Below are 15,011 nucleotides of genomic sequence, written 5' to 3' on the forward strand. Positions count from 1 at the left end.
TGTGCGAGGCTGATCGTAGTTTATTCTACAAGAGGTTATGCTGCGACTTGCTGCTTGTTTGAATGGTGCGTGATGCGTAAAGGTCTGCGCCAGAAGAGAAGCACGCAAGCGATGAGGGTAATGAGTAGTGTCCCACCCCAGCTAAGGAGCGTAAGCTGAAAAAGGTTCTCTGTACGCATCTCTACCTCGCGAAGTGAGCGACCTGCAAGTACAAAGCCCTGATTACCACCTTGAATAGGTACCACAACGATTGCGCTGCGAACACCAGGCTGTGGCTGCCATGTAATGCGATCCTCGCCATTCAGGTGGGCGTTGGCAATGATTCCAGAAGGAACGGTTGGAATTTTGCCATTGAGTTGTGCCGATGAAGCAACTGCCTTGCCGTCGCGATCATATACGATAAGATATGTAGCCAGGCTATGCGCGATATCAACTTTTTCGGTAGGTATGACCTGCTGCGCTGTTTGTCCCTGAGCTAATCTGTTTGCTGTATCCTCAGCAAGCTGTATCTGGGGATCGTTTGCTCCCTGACGAAGCCCCTGTTGTGCTACAACATAAATAAGGCCCGAGAGCGCTGTCACAATCAGCGCCGCAAGTAACCAATGCTTGAGCACAGTTTTGAGCATCAAATTCCTCCTGCTATTGCCATAAGTAGTACCATCATTGCTTCCTAGGAGTAGCATAGTCGATATGTATTTCTACCGTCTAGATTCTGGGTGCTCTCGATGAGTGGTCCGCGACCACTATTTATTGGCAGCGGAGTCGTTAGTAGATGGTTTTGGGAATGCCCTACTTCGCTAATATGTAAAGATATCAAGTGCCATTATGTCGTAGTACTACTGCTCAGATATTGGTGGCGTGGGGCGGCGTTCGAGGCGGCGCGGGTGTAGGCGCCTCTTACCCTCCATGAGTGGCGCATCATGGGTTTCATCTTCTTCTTGCTTAAGGAAGACCTTCTCCTCGAAAGCCTCAAGCAGGCGCTCACAATTCTCAATACAGCGCAATGCCTCATCTCGTCCTACTGCACCGAACCAGTCCCGCTCAACGACGCGATCATACCAGCGACGGATCTTGTCGAGTTCCTGGCGTATCTCCTCGGCTTCGGCGTAGGTGAAGTTCTGACGGAAGGTCTCGAACTCGATCTCTTTCGTGAAGTTGACCCGGCAGTTTTCGATGATTTCATCGTATTGTAGATTGCTTTGCGCTAGAAAACCATCGATGATTTTACCCTCTTCCTCCTCGGGAAGAGAATGAATAGGGAGTAGATGGTAGTTGCCACCCAGTTCTGTGATACGCTCGCAGGTTTTGTGCAGGGTTGCCAGCAATGCCTCAGTTTGTGGAAGGATGCAGACACTTTGTTGTAGATAGAGCGCGCCTGTCCGTTTGAGTTCACGCCACACGCCGACCCTTGCCGCCGAGGGTTGACTGGGGACCTGGTAGATGAGCAGGGTATACAGGTGGGAAGCCATAGATACATTCTCTCTAGCTGAAGTCACAGTATGGGCGAGACGTGAGTTGGGTAGCCGTGCCCTGGCATGACTACCCATCATTGTATCACAGGCTAGCGGTGGCGGCTGTATGCTTCGCGACTGAGCGTGGCAATGAGCACGATAAGCGTGGCAGCAATTAGAATGTAGCCACTTATGGCACGTAATGGTTCCAGGGCACTAATGCCATAGATAAGTGTGAGCAGTGCTATGACGATCAGGACGCCTAGCAATATGATCATATCGCCGACAATAAAGTTATAAATAGCCTTGATAGCGTTGACGATAAACATAAACTAACCTCCTGTGCGGCTAACTGGCGGACGTTGTGGCTAACTGACGCTGGCGGATACTCTTGAGCCAGAGGATGATCAGAAGCGAGGCTAGCAAATAAAGTGCTGCCAGGATAATAATGAACGTGTCGGAAAGGGGCCAACTAAAGCCAAAACCTTCGGCAGCCCAGAAAGTACCAAAGGTGGTGAGCATGATGCCTACTATGAATTTGAGAGTGTTCTCGGGTACGCGTGTCAATGGAGCCTTAATGAGCGCTCCAGCGATGATAACCAGTAAGCCCGCGCAGGTGGCCCCTATGGTTGCTGATGCGATACCCCCCATGCCACCTTGGGTAGTGGCGCTACTGCCAAAGGTAATGACAATGAAGGCCACCTCAAGCCCTCAAGAAAGACGGACTTAAAGGCTAGGGCGACCGCTGTAGGCTGAAGACGCGATGCGATGCCCTCTCCCTTGGCCTTCAGTTCCGCCATAGTTTCCTCGAAGATTGCCTCTTCATCATGCAACGCTTTGAGGCCACTATAGCGTAACAGAGCCTTCTTGAGCCACTTAAGGCCAAATAGGATTAAGATACAGCCAACAACAAGGCGTAAGATATCTAGAGGAATATATTGAACGAGCGTAACCCCAAAGATAGCGATGACAACCGCCAGAGCAATGATAGCGATCAGTGTACCCATGAGTGCGCTTCGCCAGTTAATAGTGACACCAACGACAAGGACAATAGTAAATGCTTCGACAAACTCAACCGCTGAAGCCAGAAATGCCGAGATAGTGACGGCCAGTTGCATAGTGAGTCCCTTTCATGCGTGCTGCTCATAATGAACGCTTTTTAATAAAGGTTTCCTGGTTGGCGCTTCTCTCCTCTACCTAAATTATGTAACATGTTTATCTTAGTAGCAAGTGTTACAAATTGGCGCTTGTTACATTAGCACATTCTTGAGAGAGGTTTGCTGAAAAAGGAGTTAGCAATGAACAAAACAGAAAGCGAGATCCCACCAGTTTCAAATCGGTGGGATCTCGCTTTCTGTTTTGGGTTCTCTATTGGATATGCCTTAGAGGGTTCCGCGTGAGCGTCTCCCTACGAAAAGGTTATATAGTAAGACGACAAGCGCTACTACGAGCAGAATGTGAATGAAACCACCTGCCATATGAAGCGCGAAGCCCAATAACCAGAGCACGAACAGGATGACGACGATTCCCCAAAGAATGTTTACCATAACAGTGCACCTCTTTCTTCAAACTTATGGGATGGCTCTGGCGCTTTGCCTGCTATTCCCAAATAGATTCAAACGTGATCTTTGCTCGAATTACTAATAATAGCTGTAATTGCTAGCGAGATCATGCCTTGATCTTCTAGTATGTACACGAGTTAAACATGAATTGAGGATACGCTTAAGGATAAGTATTTGCTAAATAATGGATAAATTTTAGATAAGAAGAAAAATGCTCGCCATTTCTAAATGACGATGGGAGGCAACATTTGCAACTTAATATCAGTGATCAGAGAGGATGCAAAACTGATATCCTTGCGAAGCCCATGAAGCGTACCAATCTGGTACGCTTCATGGGCTTGGATGGCAAGATAAATAGCTGTTAGCGTGGGGCGCTATCGAGTCTATCAAGGGTTGTATCTTGCCAGGAAATAGGATCTTCCTTGGGTTCGAGGTGAGTAAAGATGGTGGTGTCGACCAGTTCCGAACGTAGAGCCTTTTCGATCTCTTCACAAAGGGTATGTCCTTTGAGTACGCTCCAACTACCTGGTACCAGGACATGGAAAGAGACAAAGCGCCGATGGCCCGCCGCTCGACTTCGTAAGGCATGGAAGGCGACTCCCTGCTCTTCGTATCTCTTCATTACCTGGTGAATGATATCCTGATCCTCCTCTGGTAGCGCTGTATCAAGAAGGCCAAGGCCTGTCTCTCTCAGCAGCTTAATGCCCGTCCAGATGATGTTGATTGCTACGGCAATCGCGATGATTGGATCAAGGATGTACCATCCGGTCAGCGCAACCAGGACAATACCAACCAGCACACCCACTGTGGTAATTACATCTGCGAAGAGGTGATGAGCGTCGGCCTCAAGCGTAATGGAGCGCTGACGCTTACCCGCGCGTAACATAAACCAGGCTAACGCGCCATTGATGAGCGCGCCAAACACTGAGAAACTCAATCCCAGCCATGCTTGCTCAATTGGTTCAGGGTGAAGGAGGCGTGGAATTGCCTCAAAGATAATCACTATGGCTGCGACCAGGATCAGAGCGCCCTCTACGCCGCTGGCGAAGTATTCCGATTTTGTATGACCATAGGCATGATCATCATCCGCTGGTCGGGCGGCGAGTGTGAGTGCCCAGAAGCCAACGAGGGCTGCGACCAGGTTCACAATTGATTCGGCGGCATCTGAAAAGAGGCCAACAGAGCCCGTGAGAAAATAGCCTATAAATTTGACTGTCATCGTGACGAGCGCGGCAATGATTGAGAGTATGATGTAGAAGCGCGGCGACTGTTGTTTCATCTCTTCCCCAGCAATGATGCATGCTATTTACGGAACGTTTAAGATGGCTTGAGGGCTTTAGATGTAGGCGCGGTGTTTTTGCCTGCGCAAAGCCCAAGCTCAATCTGCCCTCCGCCCTGATCAGCATTCGAGTTCAGAAAGATTTGCCCTGATGAAATTACCTCTAGCCTCGATAGAGCGGTGTTGATGAGTGTTTTTGACAGCATAACATGAAACGTTTGGACTGCCAAGTATAACGCATTACTTTCATAGTTTTTTTACTATGCTATAGGTTGATTTTATGACCTCCAATCGAGTCGCCGCTGATAGCAAGGGATGTTGCTGAGCTACTAGTAATATCTGGCAAAGTGTGGTATTGGTAGCGTATAGGAAAATGGCAATTCGTTGCAGATTGGAGTCTTTCTCTAATGGAAGGTATAAAGAATTATCTGACAGATATGGATGGCGTGCTGGTGAGGGGATCGACCCTGGTTCCTGGCGCGGACGCATTTATCAAGCGCCTGAGAGATCAGGGTATTCCTTTCCTGGTCCTGACAAACAATTCACAGTATACGCCACGTGACCTTCAAATGCGCCTCAACTATATGGGATTGCATGTCAGTGCGGAATCGATATTTACCTCGGCCCTGGCGACGGCCCAGTTTCTCCATTCCCAGCGCCCAGGAGGTCGAGCCTATGTCATAGGTGAATCGGGCCTTACGACCGCATTGCACGATATCGGGTATATTATCACTGACCAGGAACCGGACTACGTTGTCATTGGTGAGACAACGGCTTATAGTTTCGAGCGTATCACGCGTGCTAGCCGCTTTGTCGCTGCCGGAGCGCGCTTTATCGCCACCAATCCTGATGTGATGGGACCAGGAGAGGGGGGGACCGTTCCTGCGACTGGCGCTGTCGCGGCCCTTATTAGCGCGGTAACTGGTGTGCAACCCTATTTCATTGGTAAGCCAAATCCCCTGATGATGCGTAGTGCCCTGCGTACTCTGAATGCTCATTCCGAGGAGACGGTTATGGTCGGAGATCGTATGGACACCGATATGGTGGCTGGCATCGAGAGTGGCTTGCACACCATTCTTGTGCTCACCGGTGTCACATCGCGCGAGCAGATTGAGCGTTTTCCCTATCGTCCCACCTGGGTGCGTGAGTCTGTCGCTGACATCGAAATCTAGTAATTGCTCTATTGACGTTGACGCATATATGTTAGGGAGGGGACTATGCTGGAAGTAGAAAGGGAGGTAGCAAGACGTGTTAGCATCAACCGTACGTCTGGCACCTCTGGCATTGCGCTTGCTGCTCGGTTTGATCTTTATCGTTCATGGAACGATAAAGTTGCTGAACCTGGGGATGTCTACCCGAGTTTTCGCTCAGCTTGGTATCCCCTTGCCTGCCGTCGCTACTCCCGCGGTCGCGTCTCTAGAAGTTATCGGTGGGCTGGCGCTGCTGGCGGGTTTTGCCGTGAATATCTTCACGATCCTGCTGGTGATTATGATGATCGTAGCGATATGGACCGCCAAACGTAACGCAGGCTTTGTCGGTGGCTATGAGTTTGATTTGCTGATAATCGCGGCCCTGGTGTCTTTGTTTCTCTCCGGGCCGGGAAAATGGACATTGTGGCAACCAAATCTTGGCAGGCGAAACCGAGGCTGGAAGCGGCGCAGATCTGTAGGTGCATAAAAGTTAGTAGAGAACGGGGAAGAATGCGAAGGCATGACCCCGTTCTTTCATTTTGTTATACGCGCCGGACGGCGATGGTGCCTAGATTGGTGCGCAGATTGAGGCGTGCCTGTTGACCATCACTTGTGGGAGGCTGCGCGAAATCATTACTGACAGTACCCAGGTCTGTCTTTGCTTGCAAAGCAATATTACTGGTGGTAGGTAGCTCGACATGGATGGTACCCGCGTTGGTGGACATCATATAGTCGTGTGCGCCATCCAACTCACCCTCGAAATGGATGGTGCCTGCGTTTGTGTCCAGACTCGCACTGCCCTCAAGTTTCACCTGCTCCATGTGTAGCGTACCCGCATTTGTGTGCAGGTTTGTTCCCGCCGTGAATGTGCTTTGACCAGCGCTAATCGAGCCTGCATTGGTCATGACATTGGCCTGCCCATGAATGCCTTGAATGTCTATGGTGCCTGCAGCACTGTTAATGATTAGATTGCACTTCTCGGGTACAAAAACGGTAATATCCATATGGCCTGATCTGATGCCACCTGTCGCGATATTGCGGCTATTGACACTAATCGTATTATCGTTCTGTCGGCAATCAATGACCATATCTTCTTGCTTACCAAGCACACTGCTGATATGTTTGACTCCCTGAACCACAACTTTGTCACCTTCCCCACGTAGGACACGAATGCGCCCGAAGGGATTGGTAATATTAATTGTGGACTGCTCCGAGACAGCAAACTGTTGGGGCGCTACAGGTGTGGCCTGATCGAAGCCAAATTTGAGAACAGTGATAGCTATTACGGCTATAATCAGCAGAGCGAAGATACCGCCAGTGCTTGCGATCAGGCCTCCCAGAATGTTAACTGCAATGATAATACCGATGATGAGCAGAAAAATCTGTTTACTAGAGAGGCGTTGGCGCGGGAAGGACGTAGGAGGCGTATATGTTCCCTGACTTTGCTGGTAGTAGCTTGCGCCTCCATAACCCTTTTGATAGGCCTGCTCTTGCCCCTGAGTTGGCTGCTCAGGCGTTGGCGACTTATACGCTTCGTAGGAAGCCTGGGGCTGTTCGTAGGGATCGTCATTATATGGTCGTCGCTCTTGTGATTGCTCAGGAGGTTGATACATGGATTCCTGGCTGCTCATGGTGTGACCTCGCGAATATCAATGCCTTGCTCTGAAGCAAGGATGCGGAAGTGTCGTGCGTTAGGGTATTGTTTGAGTTTGGTCGCGATAACGCTATCCAGGTGACTCGCGATCTCCTCATCACTGGCTCCGGGCTGTCCACCACAGTTGTTGATGTGGGCCTGCCAGCCAAATACGCGCGCGCCATGCGCGGCGGCATACTCTTCTCCGATGCCGCTCACAGGCGGGACCGCCGATCCACCAGCGTACGATTCGTGCCAGTAGCCTGTTTCGCTCAGTCCGCTGGCGCGCTCAAAGGCTACGCGTGTAGCGGCGACAAAGCGCTTATCCATACAGGTGCGTAGAAATCCGAAGGTCTGTTCCTGACTCATGTTCGCTCCTCATCGTTTTATTTTTTTATTCCAACTCGGGGGTATATGATGATATATGTAACTCATGTGTGACCACTAACCGATATTATACCCTTTCCCTCGTTGATTATCTTTAGCGACAGTACATCCAAAATATTTTGCTTATTGACCCCTTTGACGCTTGCTACCACCAGAAGTCAAACAACATTATTGCTATGTATTAGAGAGTATTGTCCTCCCTTTGGGCACACTGTAACTGAGGCTACATAAAGTCTTACGTTCCTGGCACTGCAAAAGTTAGGATTTCTTTCAATTTCTCACCTTCATCTGCGTAATTCAATGGCATAAACAGAACAGGAGAGCGATGACACATGTGTCATCGCTCTCCTGTTCTGTTTATGCCCAACCTATGGATGAGAGTATCGTTTAGTGCATAGGTACGGGGCTAACGATCTCATCCGCTGCCTCTACTGCCTGCGCGGAAGGCTTGCTACGTGTGCGTAGTGGCACTTCCTTCAGGAAGAAGATCAGGATGAAGCCCACAACTGCTAGGCCAACCGATATAACGAAGAGGTTGTGAATGCCCTGTGTTAGACCCACCTTAACCGCTTCAAGTACCTGATTGTAGACAGTGGTGCCTGGTGCTCCAAACTGCCCAAAGAAGTGGCTTACCTGCTGACGCGCCTCCTCTGAGAGCAAGATATTTGGATTGTCGAAGCCCGAGAGGATCTTTTGACCTGCACCGTTGGCCTGACCGTCGATCATCTGGAAGAAGAGCTTGGCATCATTTGGAATGGCGTCATGGAAGGCTGGCTTATAGGTGTTTAGCATTACTGAACCTAAAGCCGCGCTCGCGATTGATGCGCCAATCTGGCGGAAGAAGGTCAGTGACGAGGTTGCCTGACCAATCTTGCTGTTCGGCACAGAGTTCTGCACAATCAGAGTGTAGAGTGACATACCGAAGCCAAGCCCAAGCCCAAGCACGATCATTGCCAGGACCAGGTCGGTCTCGGTAGAATGCACATCCAGGCGCACTAGCAGTAGAATGCCTACAATCGTGACCGCCATACCAAGTAAGGCAACCCATTTGTATCTACCGAAGCGCGAGACTAGCAGACCAGAGATGACGCTGGAAGCGATGAGTGACAGCATCAAGGGTGAGAGCAACAGACCGCTATTAGTGGCTGTGATTCCCAGGACACCCTGTGCGAAGAGTGGTAGGAAGAGGATGCAGCCGAACATCGCGACGCTGATAATCATCGTGACCGCGATAGATACAGAGAAGATGCTGCCCTTGAACATGCTTGGTTCAATGATGGGCTGTAGTTCTCGTTTCTCCAGCACGGACTCATAGACGAAGAAAGAGACCAGGAAGACCAGAGAGACCGCGAAGAGGCCCAGAATTTGCCAGGAAAGCCATTCATAGTCATTGCCAGCCCAGGTCAGGGCAAGCATCAAGGGCACCGTACCCAGTACGAGCAGAGCCGCACCGATATAATCGATACGCGCGTTGGTAGCCTTGGATTTGAGTGCTGGCATCAAGAAGATGAGCACCAGCAGTGCGACGATACCAACAGGCAGGTTGACGTAGAAGACCCAGCGCCAGGTCGCATTGTCGGTAATCCAGCCGCCGACTGTTGGCCCTAGAATTGAGGAGAGACCAAAGACGCCGCCGGTAATACCCTGCCACTTACCGCGCTCACGCGGGCTGAACAGGTCGCCAATGACAGCAATAGCGATAGGCATCAGGGCCGCCGCTCCCAGGCCCTGGAAGGCGCGGAAGAGGATAAGCTCTGTCATAGATTGCGAGGCACCACATAGCGCGGACCCAACCAGGAAGAGGACGACACCAACCAGGAAGATTGGTTTGCGTCCAAACAGATCTGAAAGCTTACCATAGATAGGTACCATGATAGTCGAGGTAAGCAGGTAAGCGGTAGTAACCCAGGTATAACGATCAATGCCTTGCAAGTCTGAGATGATGCGTGGCATAGCCGTTGAAACGATAGTTTGGTCAAGCGAGGCTAGAAGCATGACCAGCAAAACGCCAACCATGGTCAGAATGGTCTCGCGGCGCGTAAATTGGGGCGCGTCATCATTCTGGGCTGTGTTCTGTATGGCTTCGGATTGTTGCTCGTCGTAAGCGATAGTCTCCATACGGTGTCCTTCTCTTCGTTAGAGGTTATTACTTGTCTTCAGGCGATATTATTCCATTGAAACATAGGGATATAAGTTGTTGATGCAGTTCTTTGGCCGTGAAATTATCTCCTATCAGAACGTGGTCATAGACGCGTGGCGAAATGATGCTGAGTATCATAAAGATCATGGCCTGTGTGGATACGTCGTTTCTAAATTCTCCCGCTACCTTTCCCTCTTCGATGAGTTTGGCAACCTTCGAGACGATACAATCCCACATTTGATGAACTGACCCATTTTTTGAGCTAATCAACCGTTTTAAATCCACTCCGGTAAATGTAGAAGTGAGCAACTTTGCTCTTCGGCTGTAGAGGCCGTCGTAGAAGTAGTTCAGTAGGCTTTCCAAACGGCTCCGGGGTGATTGCCCCGAGTCTAGAAGCTTGTCAATGCCCTGGATGAACTTGTTCATATCGCGCGCGAAAATGCTAGCGACCAGTTCTTCTTTGCTGGAAAAGTGCGTATAGATGGTGCCTTTGGCGATACCAACCCGTGTGGCTATTTCTTCCATCGAGGTATCATAGTAGCCTTTTTCTTCCAACACGTCTTCGGCAACTTGAAGAATTAAGTCCTCTCGCTCCATCCGCTGGCGCTCTTTTAATGTAAGGTGCGATGATTGTGTCTGCATAAATGGTTCTCGGAGTAGCTAATGTCGAGCGACCGCTCTGTCTTTCGACGCCATAGTAAAAGTCTGACCATTAAGATGTTCTATGACTCGTTACTATTTTTATGACTTTACAGTCATTATTTTACGCTATGGTCACTCGCTTGTCAAGAGGGGGATTTCTACACCCAGACCTTCCGATTGGGCGAAGCGATGGGATCTATTAGTGAGGAGATTTGTTCCTCTGAGAGAGCTTTTGAAGCCAGTTTTGTACTTCTTCGCTTGATAACTCACGTATGATCTCGACGCTTGAGTTTAACGCGCTATGTAGAACAGGATACATATTAGAGGGAGTCCAATTGAAGGTCATAAATTTTTCGCCAATGAGGATTACTGGTGGATCGTAGAGTGCTACTGCTGGATTGTCATAAAAGCTTGCGGAACCAGGAAAAAAGCCAAGTGGTTCGAAGGAGTAATGACCGTCTTCTGATCTGGATACAGCAGGATAACAGAACGAGAAGCGTTGATAATCATGAATATCCTTGAGGCTCTGGTAATCGTCACGCGTCAGATCGCGGTTCTGCGCGTAGCGTACTGCGTCAGGAACGGTTGGGTCGGCGTTAAGATAGCCGGGACCAGTATGCTCTAAAATGGCATGTTGAAGCAGGGCATAGCAGTGGTACATGCGATCTTGCACGCCAACCAGGCGTGTCAGAAAACCGCGCTCGTTTGTGGGATCGAGCACTAGAAGTTCCTTGTTATCCAGTAGAGCTAGCGCTTCTTTGATATAGTAGAGAGTTTCATAGTCGGAGCTTAGCTCTTCTAGCTCGTTGATGAGTTTCCGCACGTCCTGACGTTGCTGCAGTTGCTGACGTGCCTGTACATCGCGTGAGAGCATTGTCATGGCTGCCAGTAGAGTATAGGGAAGCCCATAATGCGCTTGTGTGGCTTCGGGAAAGTGTTGAATGAGCTCTTCGTCGCTTAGTTCACGGCAAACTTTCTGATAGCTAAAGGCCTGCTCTAACTGACGGATCATCAGCGTCAGTGTTGCATCCAAAGGAATAGAGACATCGCCTCCATTCTCCACGCGCGAACCACAAAGCAGCGCTAATGCGCCTGCATGGAAGCCATCAATAGTGTTTAGGAGGGGTGCCATCTCTCGCAGAGCTGTGTCTGGGTCGCGCACGAAATAGAGGTAGTCCTGTATCTCCTTTGCTCTAAATATCTCCTGTCCCTCGCGTAATTCCTGTAGAGTGCTTGGCTGTTGTAGGAAGGCGACGAAGCGTTCTTTTCCGTTCATAAGCGAATCCTTTCTGTGGGTAAAGTTTGGCCCTCTTATGCTTCTATTGAGGGCAAGGGAGCGGCATCTATGATTGCTTCGAGATTGAGTGGGCCATAAACATGGGGAAACAGTTGGGGATCTCTGATATCTCGGCCTGTTCCAGGCTCGTAGCGTACCTCTGCTGTCAGGCGTTGTGGATCAATAGAAAGGAGTACGAGGTCTGAGGCAGAGCGGTAAAAGTTTTGTCTCACCTCGTCTATTTGATGCTCAAATGAGGCATGGATAAAGCCCTCCATGTCGAGCGATGGACTGCGATAGATTCCCACTGCCTGAGCGGTGTTCCATGCAGTAGCGGTCGTAATATGATAGATCACTGGCATTGGGTCTTTCCCCTGATGTTCATCGTAATTGTCAGCCATTATAACATAGCCTCCCTGTTCAAAAATGTGAGCTATATAGCACAGTCAACTTTCTGCTGTTGTCAGGCGTGTGTTTTCGGTAAAGTGTGTCGTTATAGATAACCCTTCTAGGAGGGAGGAGAACGTATGGCAGCACCTATGGTTCAGAGAACCGCCTGGACAGCCAATCGTACAATCGCGCTTATCATTGGTATCGTGTTTACGATTCTTGGCATCGCTGGCCTGATTCTTACGCCAACTATGGCTGTAAGGAATATGCTCGGCTTTGATGTTGACATTGTACACAGCATCTTTCACCTTGTCACAGGGTTACTTGGGCTGATCGCTGCCTTCACCGGTTGGTCGCGCCTCTTTAACCAGATCTTCGGTGTCGTGTACCTGATAATAGGACTGGCGGGATTAGTTTATCCAGGTCTCTATTCACGCGGTCTATTCCTGAGTATGATGCACAATAATGTGGGAGACCACATATTACATCTGGTGACTGGTGCAATTGCGGCGTGCGTCGGTTACTTTGTGCGTGATTACACAGGTGAGCCAATGACTGCTACGGCTGACAGAAATAGGGTTCCGTACGCTGATCGAGATCAGTCGTCGCATGGCCGTACACAGCAGTCAACTCAGGTCAATCGAGATCAGCCGCCCTATGGTCGTTCTACCTCTACTGATCGGGACCAGCCGCCCTATGGTCGCTCTACTCAGGCTAATCGAGACCAGTCAACGTATGGTAGAGCTGATCGCCCGACAGGAGTTGATCGGGATCAACAACAGTTTGGCAAGACGGAACCGCCATCCTCGCAGTTGGATCGTGATCAGTATAGTAGGACTGATAGGCCTACTGGAGTAGATCGTGATCAGCCATTGTATGGTAAGACAGAGCCTTCGACCAATATGGACCGCGATAAATATGGGAGTACAGATCGCCCCAATCCTCTTGATCGGGATCGGCCTAGTGAGTCTAACCGCTTGTCAGACAAGATTGATCGTAGAATCAATCAAGCGAAAGATGATCTGGAACGCGGGATCAATCGCGCGGAAGACAAAATAGATCACGGCAGGGACCGAGATCATCCGAATTTGTAAGCAATGGTTTGGAAATGAGAGCCAGAGTACGCATTCAGCGCGCTCTGGCTCCCTTGTGTTCTATATAGTAAAGTTGGCTAGCGTAGAGGGAAGGACGCTTCTTGTGTCAGAGTGGCTACAGGGCGGAATCTAATGTTATGCTCTGTGAGACGGGGTTCATGTAACGCGAGGCGCTGGCAAAAATCAGAGAAGTCGCGTTGCGCTTCTGGCGTCCACACGACCTCAGCCAGGGCGATCAGGCGTGGGAACGTCATATACTCCAGGTGCTCGACTGAGGGAATATATTCGGTCCAGATATTACATTGAGCACCAAGAATATGCTTCTTCTGATCAGAGGTGAGCACATCTGGTACTGTTTCGAAGGCATAGGTTTTGCCCAGAGGTGAATAACCACCAATAGCAAGCGGTTCCGCTGGATCGTTTGATTGATAGTGATCTAGATATACATGCGATTGAGGCGTCATTACCACGTCGTGGTGAGCCTGGGCGGCAGCGATACCGCCTTCTATCCCACGCCAGGACATGACCGTCGCTCCGGCGGGTAGCCCACCTTCTAGAATCTCATCCCAGCCTAGCATGCGTCGCCCTTTGCTCTCAAGGTATGCCCCGATTTGCGAGAGAAACCAGCTTTGCAGTTCGTCTTCGTCTTTTAGACCCAATTCTTTAATACGGGCCTGCACTGCTGGGCTTGCCTGCCATTGATCTTTCCGTGCTTCATCGCCACCCACATGGATATAGATGCTTGGGAAGATCGCCAGAACCTCGTCCAGGATATTGCGCAGAAATTGAAGCACTTCTTCTGTTGGATTATACAGGTAGGGATGAATGCCCCAGGTTGTTGCTACCTCGACAGGCTCTTGCAAGACGCCAACTTCAGGGTAAGATGCCACCGCCGCCTGAGCATGGCCCGGCATATCAATCTCTGGTACTACCGTAATGAAGCGCTCCGCCGCGTAAGACACGATTTCGCGCAACTCATCTTGCGTATAGAACCCTCCGTGCGGCTTGCCATCGTACGCATTTGAGTTGCGGGCATGCCCAATTATAGTCTCTTTACGCTGGCTTCCCACCTTCGTCAGTTCGGGATATTGCTTGATCTCGATACGCCAGCCCTGGTCATCCGTAAGGTGGAGGTGTAGCACATTCATTTTGTGCAATGCCAGAATATCAATGTACTTCAAGATTTCGGCTTTGGGAATGAAATGGCGCGCAGGGTCGAGCATACAACCGCGCCAGGGGAAGCGTGGAGCATCGTTGATAGCAGCAGCTGGAATAGACCACGAAGAATTCTCTGTGCTTCCAGTGGGTAGCATTTGCTTGAGCGTCTGTGCCGCATAGAATATACCCGCAGGCGTAGCGGCTCGAAGCTCTATGCCTTCTTCCGCAACTGTTAGAGCGTAGCCTTCCTGCCCAAATTGTCCGTCATTAGGATCGAGATGTAGCGAAATAGCAGGCTGGTTCGAGGAAGGTTTGTCTATGAACATTTGCAGCGTAGAACCGGGAAGCAGTTCGCCTGCCAGCCATTTGCCTATATTGGCTGTTTCCTGATTTGTAATGATGAGTGTCTCATGTGTCAGTGAGAAGTTTCCGCTTCCATAGCTGATACTTGCCGGGCGTGGCAGGATGGCGAGTACTGGTTGGGTCAGTGTGCCCTGATCGTTCATCTAAGTTGGCTCCATTCCTTGATTAAGGCCTTATACGAAAACCAACCCTCATTCGAGGGTACGGCGCCGCTGTTCGCGGCTCGCGCGGATTCAGGTTTTCGAAGCAGGAGTATCGCGACCTCTTTGGCGCTCCATTCCTGAAATTGTAGAAGGTTAAATGTCTGCTTGTCAATGGCGTATGGATTTCACCTACCTTCACATTGCCTTGAAAAATCAAAGCATGAATTTCTTGACAGGCTTATCCAATCACCCTATGATAGATGAGCCTGTCGTTTATTATTTTTAAGCTTTGATACATAACTG

At 50.0% G+C, this 15,011-nt stretch carries 17 protein-coding genes; 3 read left to right on the forward strand and 14 right to left on the reverse strand.

Translation table 11 applies throughout. The features are described from left to right. Positions 1-35: 35 nt before the first annotated feature. From K3T82_RS23325 to K3T82_RS23355, 7 genes are all read right to left on the reverse strand, one after another. Complete coding sequence (locus tag K3T82_RS23325; RefSeq protein WP_220195955.1) at positions 36-626, reverse strand: hypothetical protein; 591 nt, start codon at positions 624-626, stop codon at positions 36-38. 210 nt (positions 627-836) lie between these two features. Further along, positions 837-1,469 (reverse strand): Chromate resistance protein ChrB, encoded by a 633-nt coding sequence (locus tag K3T82_RS23330; protein WP_220195956.1) that lies wholly within the window; start codon positions 1,467-1,469, stop codon positions 837-839. A gap of 92 nt (positions 1,470-1,561) precedes the next feature. Continuing rightward, positions 1,562-1,780 carry a hypothetical protein gene (locus K3T82_RS23335; protein WP_220195957.1) on the reverse strand — a complete coding sequence of 73 codons (219 nt, stop codon included), beginning with the start codon at positions 1,778-1,780 and terminating at the stop codon, positions 1,562-1,564. Positions 1,781-1,799: 19 nt separating this feature from the next. After that, entirely contained in the window at positions 1,800-2,102 is a 303-nt protein-coding gene (locus K3T82_RS23340; protein ID WP_220195958.1) for a hypothetical protein, read from the reverse strand. Next, positions 2,075-2,569, reverse strand: coding sequence for a hypothetical protein (locus K3T82_RS23345; RefSeq protein WP_220195959.1), 495 nt, complete (start codon positions 2,567-2,569; stop codon positions 2,075-2,077). Before K3T82_RS23345 ends, K3T82_RS23340 begins: the two co-directional genes overlap by 28 nt. 264 nt (positions 2,570-2,833) lie before the next feature. After that, on the reverse strand, positions 2,834-2,998 hold the full coding sequence (locus tag K3T82_RS23350) for a lmo0937 family membrane protein (protein ID WP_220195960.1): 165 nt from the start codon (positions 2,996-2,998) through the stop codon (positions 2,834-2,836). A gap of 376 nt (positions 2,999-3,374) precedes the next feature. Then, on the reverse strand, positions 3,375-4,292 hold the full coding sequence (locus tag K3T82_RS23355; RefSeq protein ID WP_220195961.1) for a cation diffusion facilitator family transporter: 918 nt from the start codon (positions 4,290-4,292) through the stop codon (positions 3,375-3,377). A gap of 407 nt (positions 4,293-4,699) precedes the next feature. Between K3T82_RS23355 and K3T82_RS23360 the strand changes: the two genes are divergently transcribed. After that, on the forward strand, positions 4,700-5,464 hold the full coding sequence (locus K3T82_RS23360; RefSeq protein ID WP_220195962.1) for a TIGR01457 family HAD-type hydrolase: 765 nt from the start codon (positions 4,700-4,702) through the stop codon (positions 5,462-5,464). 76 nt (positions 5,465-5,540) lie between these two features. Beyond that, entirely contained in the window at positions 5,541-5,969 is a 429-nt protein-coding gene (locus K3T82_RS23365; RefSeq protein WP_220195963.1) for a DoxX family protein, read from the forward strand. A gap of 55 nt (positions 5,970-6,024) precedes the next feature. Here K3T82_RS23365 and K3T82_RS23370 read toward each other — a convergent pair whose 3' ends face one another. From K3T82_RS23370 to K3T82_RS23395, 6 genes are all read right to left on the reverse strand, one after another. Then, positions 6,025-7,095 (reverse strand): DUF4097 family beta strand repeat-containing protein, encoded by a 1,071-nt coding sequence (locus tag K3T82_RS23370; RefSeq protein ID WP_220195964.1) that lies wholly within the window; start codon positions 7,093-7,095, stop codon positions 6,025-6,027. 14 nt (positions 7,096-7,109) lie between these two features. Continuing rightward, complete coding sequence (locus tag K3T82_RS23375; protein WP_220195965.1) at positions 7,110-7,484, reverse strand: hypothetical protein; 375 nt, start codon at positions 7,482-7,484, stop codon at positions 7,110-7,112. Positions 7,485-7,889: 405 nt separating this feature from the next. Then, positions 7,890-9,620: an MDR family MFS transporter gene (locus tag K3T82_RS23380; RefSeq protein ID WP_220195966.1), complete on the reverse strand. Its 1,731-nt coding sequence runs from the start codon at positions 9,618-9,620 to the stop codon at positions 7,890-7,892. 28 nt (positions 9,621-9,648) lie between these two features. Further along, the gene (locus K3T82_RS23385) at positions 9,649-10,284 is read right to left on the reverse strand and encodes a TetR/AcrR family transcriptional regulator (protein WP_220195967.1); all 636 of its coding nucleotides are present in this window, start codon (positions 10,282-10,284) and stop codon (positions 9,649-9,651) included. 199 nt (positions 10,285-10,483) lie between these two features. Next, positions 10,484-11,560, reverse strand: coding sequence for a hypothetical protein (locus tag K3T82_RS23390; protein ID WP_220195968.1), 1,077 nt, complete (start codon positions 11,558-11,560; stop codon positions 10,484-10,486). A 35-nt stretch (positions 11,561-11,595) separates the two neighbouring features. Further along, entirely contained in the window at positions 11,596-11,961 is a 366-nt protein-coding gene (locus tag K3T82_RS23395; protein ID WP_220195969.1) for a DUF952 domain-containing protein, read from the reverse strand. Positions 11,962-12,087: 126 nt separating this feature from the next. On the opposite strand from K3T82_RS23395, the gene K3T82_RS23400 reads away from it, so the two are divergent. Further along, complete coding sequence (locus tag K3T82_RS23400; RefSeq protein WP_220195970.1) at positions 12,088-13,044, forward strand: DUF4383 domain-containing protein; 957 nt, start codon at positions 12,088-12,090, stop codon at positions 13,042-13,044. Between the two features lie 77 nt (positions 13,045-13,121). On the opposite strand, the gene K3T82_RS23405 is transcribed toward K3T82_RS23400, so the two are convergent. Continuing rightward, on the reverse strand, positions 13,122-14,708 hold the full coding sequence (locus tag K3T82_RS23405) for a beta-N-acetylhexosaminidase (protein ID WP_220195971.1): 1,587 nt from the start codon (positions 14,706-14,708) through the stop codon (positions 13,122-13,124). Positions 14,709-15,011 lie beyond the last annotated feature (303 nt).

The sequence above is a fragment of the Ktedonospora formicarum genome, assembly GCF_016587355.1.
In the GTDB taxonomy this organism is placed as follows: domain Bacteria; phylum Chloroflexota; class Ktedonobacteria; order Ktedonobacterales; family Ktedonobacteraceae; genus Ktedonobacter; species Ktedonobacter formicarum.

Bases quoted from the DNA above. Each gene is read 5' to 3' on its own strand.
- K3T82_RS23325 (WP_220195955.1), bottom strand. From the start codon at position 626: ATGCTCAAAACTGTGCTCAAGCATTGGTTACTTGCGGCGCTGATTGTG.
- K3T82_RS23330 (WP_220195956.1), bottom strand. From the start codon at position 1,469: ATGGCTTCCCACCTGTATACCCTGCTCATCTACCAGGTCCCCAGTCAA.
- K3T82_RS23335 (WP_220195957.1), bottom strand. From the start codon at position 1,780: ATGTTTATCGTCAACGCTATCAAGGCTATTTATAACTTTATTGTCGGC.
- K3T82_RS23340 (WP_220195958.1), bottom strand. From the start codon at position 2,102: ATGGGGGGTATCGCATCAGCAACCATAGGGGCCACCTGCGCGGGCTTA.
- K3T82_RS23345 (WP_220195959.1), bottom strand. From the start codon at position 2,569: ATGCAACTGGCCGTCACTATCTCGGCATTTCTGGCTTCAGCGGTTGAG.
- K3T82_RS23350 (WP_220195960.1), bottom strand. From the start codon at position 2,998: ATGGTAAACATTCTTTGGGGAATCGTCGTCATCCTGTTCGTGCTCTGG.
- K3T82_RS23355 (WP_220195961.1), bottom strand. From the start codon at position 4,292: ATGAAACAACAGTCGCCGCGCTTCTACATCATACTCTCAATCATTGCC.
- K3T82_RS23360 (WP_220195962.1), top strand. From the start codon at position 4,700: ATGGAAGGTATAAAGAATTATCTGACAGATATGGATGGCGTGCTGGTG.
- K3T82_RS23370 (WP_220195964.1), bottom strand. From the start codon at position 7,095: ATGTATCAACCTCCTGAGCAATCACAAGAGCGACGACCATATAATGAC.
- K3T82_RS23375 (WP_220195965.1), bottom strand. From the start codon at position 7,484: ATGAGTCAGGAACAGACCTTCGGATTTCTACGCACCTGTATGGATAAG.
- K3T82_RS23380 (WP_220195966.1), bottom strand. From the start codon at position 9,620: ATGGAGACTATCGCTTACGACGAGCAACAATCCGAAGCCATACAGAAC.
- K3T82_RS23385 (WP_220195967.1), bottom strand. From the start codon at position 10,284: ATGCAGACACAATCATCGCACCTTACATTAAAAGAGCGCCAGCGGATG.
- K3T82_RS23390 (WP_220195968.1), bottom strand. From the start codon at position 11,560: ATGAACGGAAAAGAACGCTTCGTCGCCTTCCTACAACAGCCAAGCACT.
- K3T82_RS23395 (WP_220195969.1), bottom strand. From the start codon at position 11,961: ATGGCTGACAATTACGATGAACATCAGGGGAAAGACCCAATGCCAGTG.
- K3T82_RS23400 (WP_220195970.1), top strand. From the start codon at position 12,088: ATGGCAGCACCTATGGTTCAGAGAACCGCCTGGACAGCCAATCGTACA.
- K3T82_RS23405 (WP_220195971.1), bottom strand. From the start codon at position 14,708: ATGAACGATCAGGGCACACTGACCCAACCAGTACTCGCCATCCTGCCA.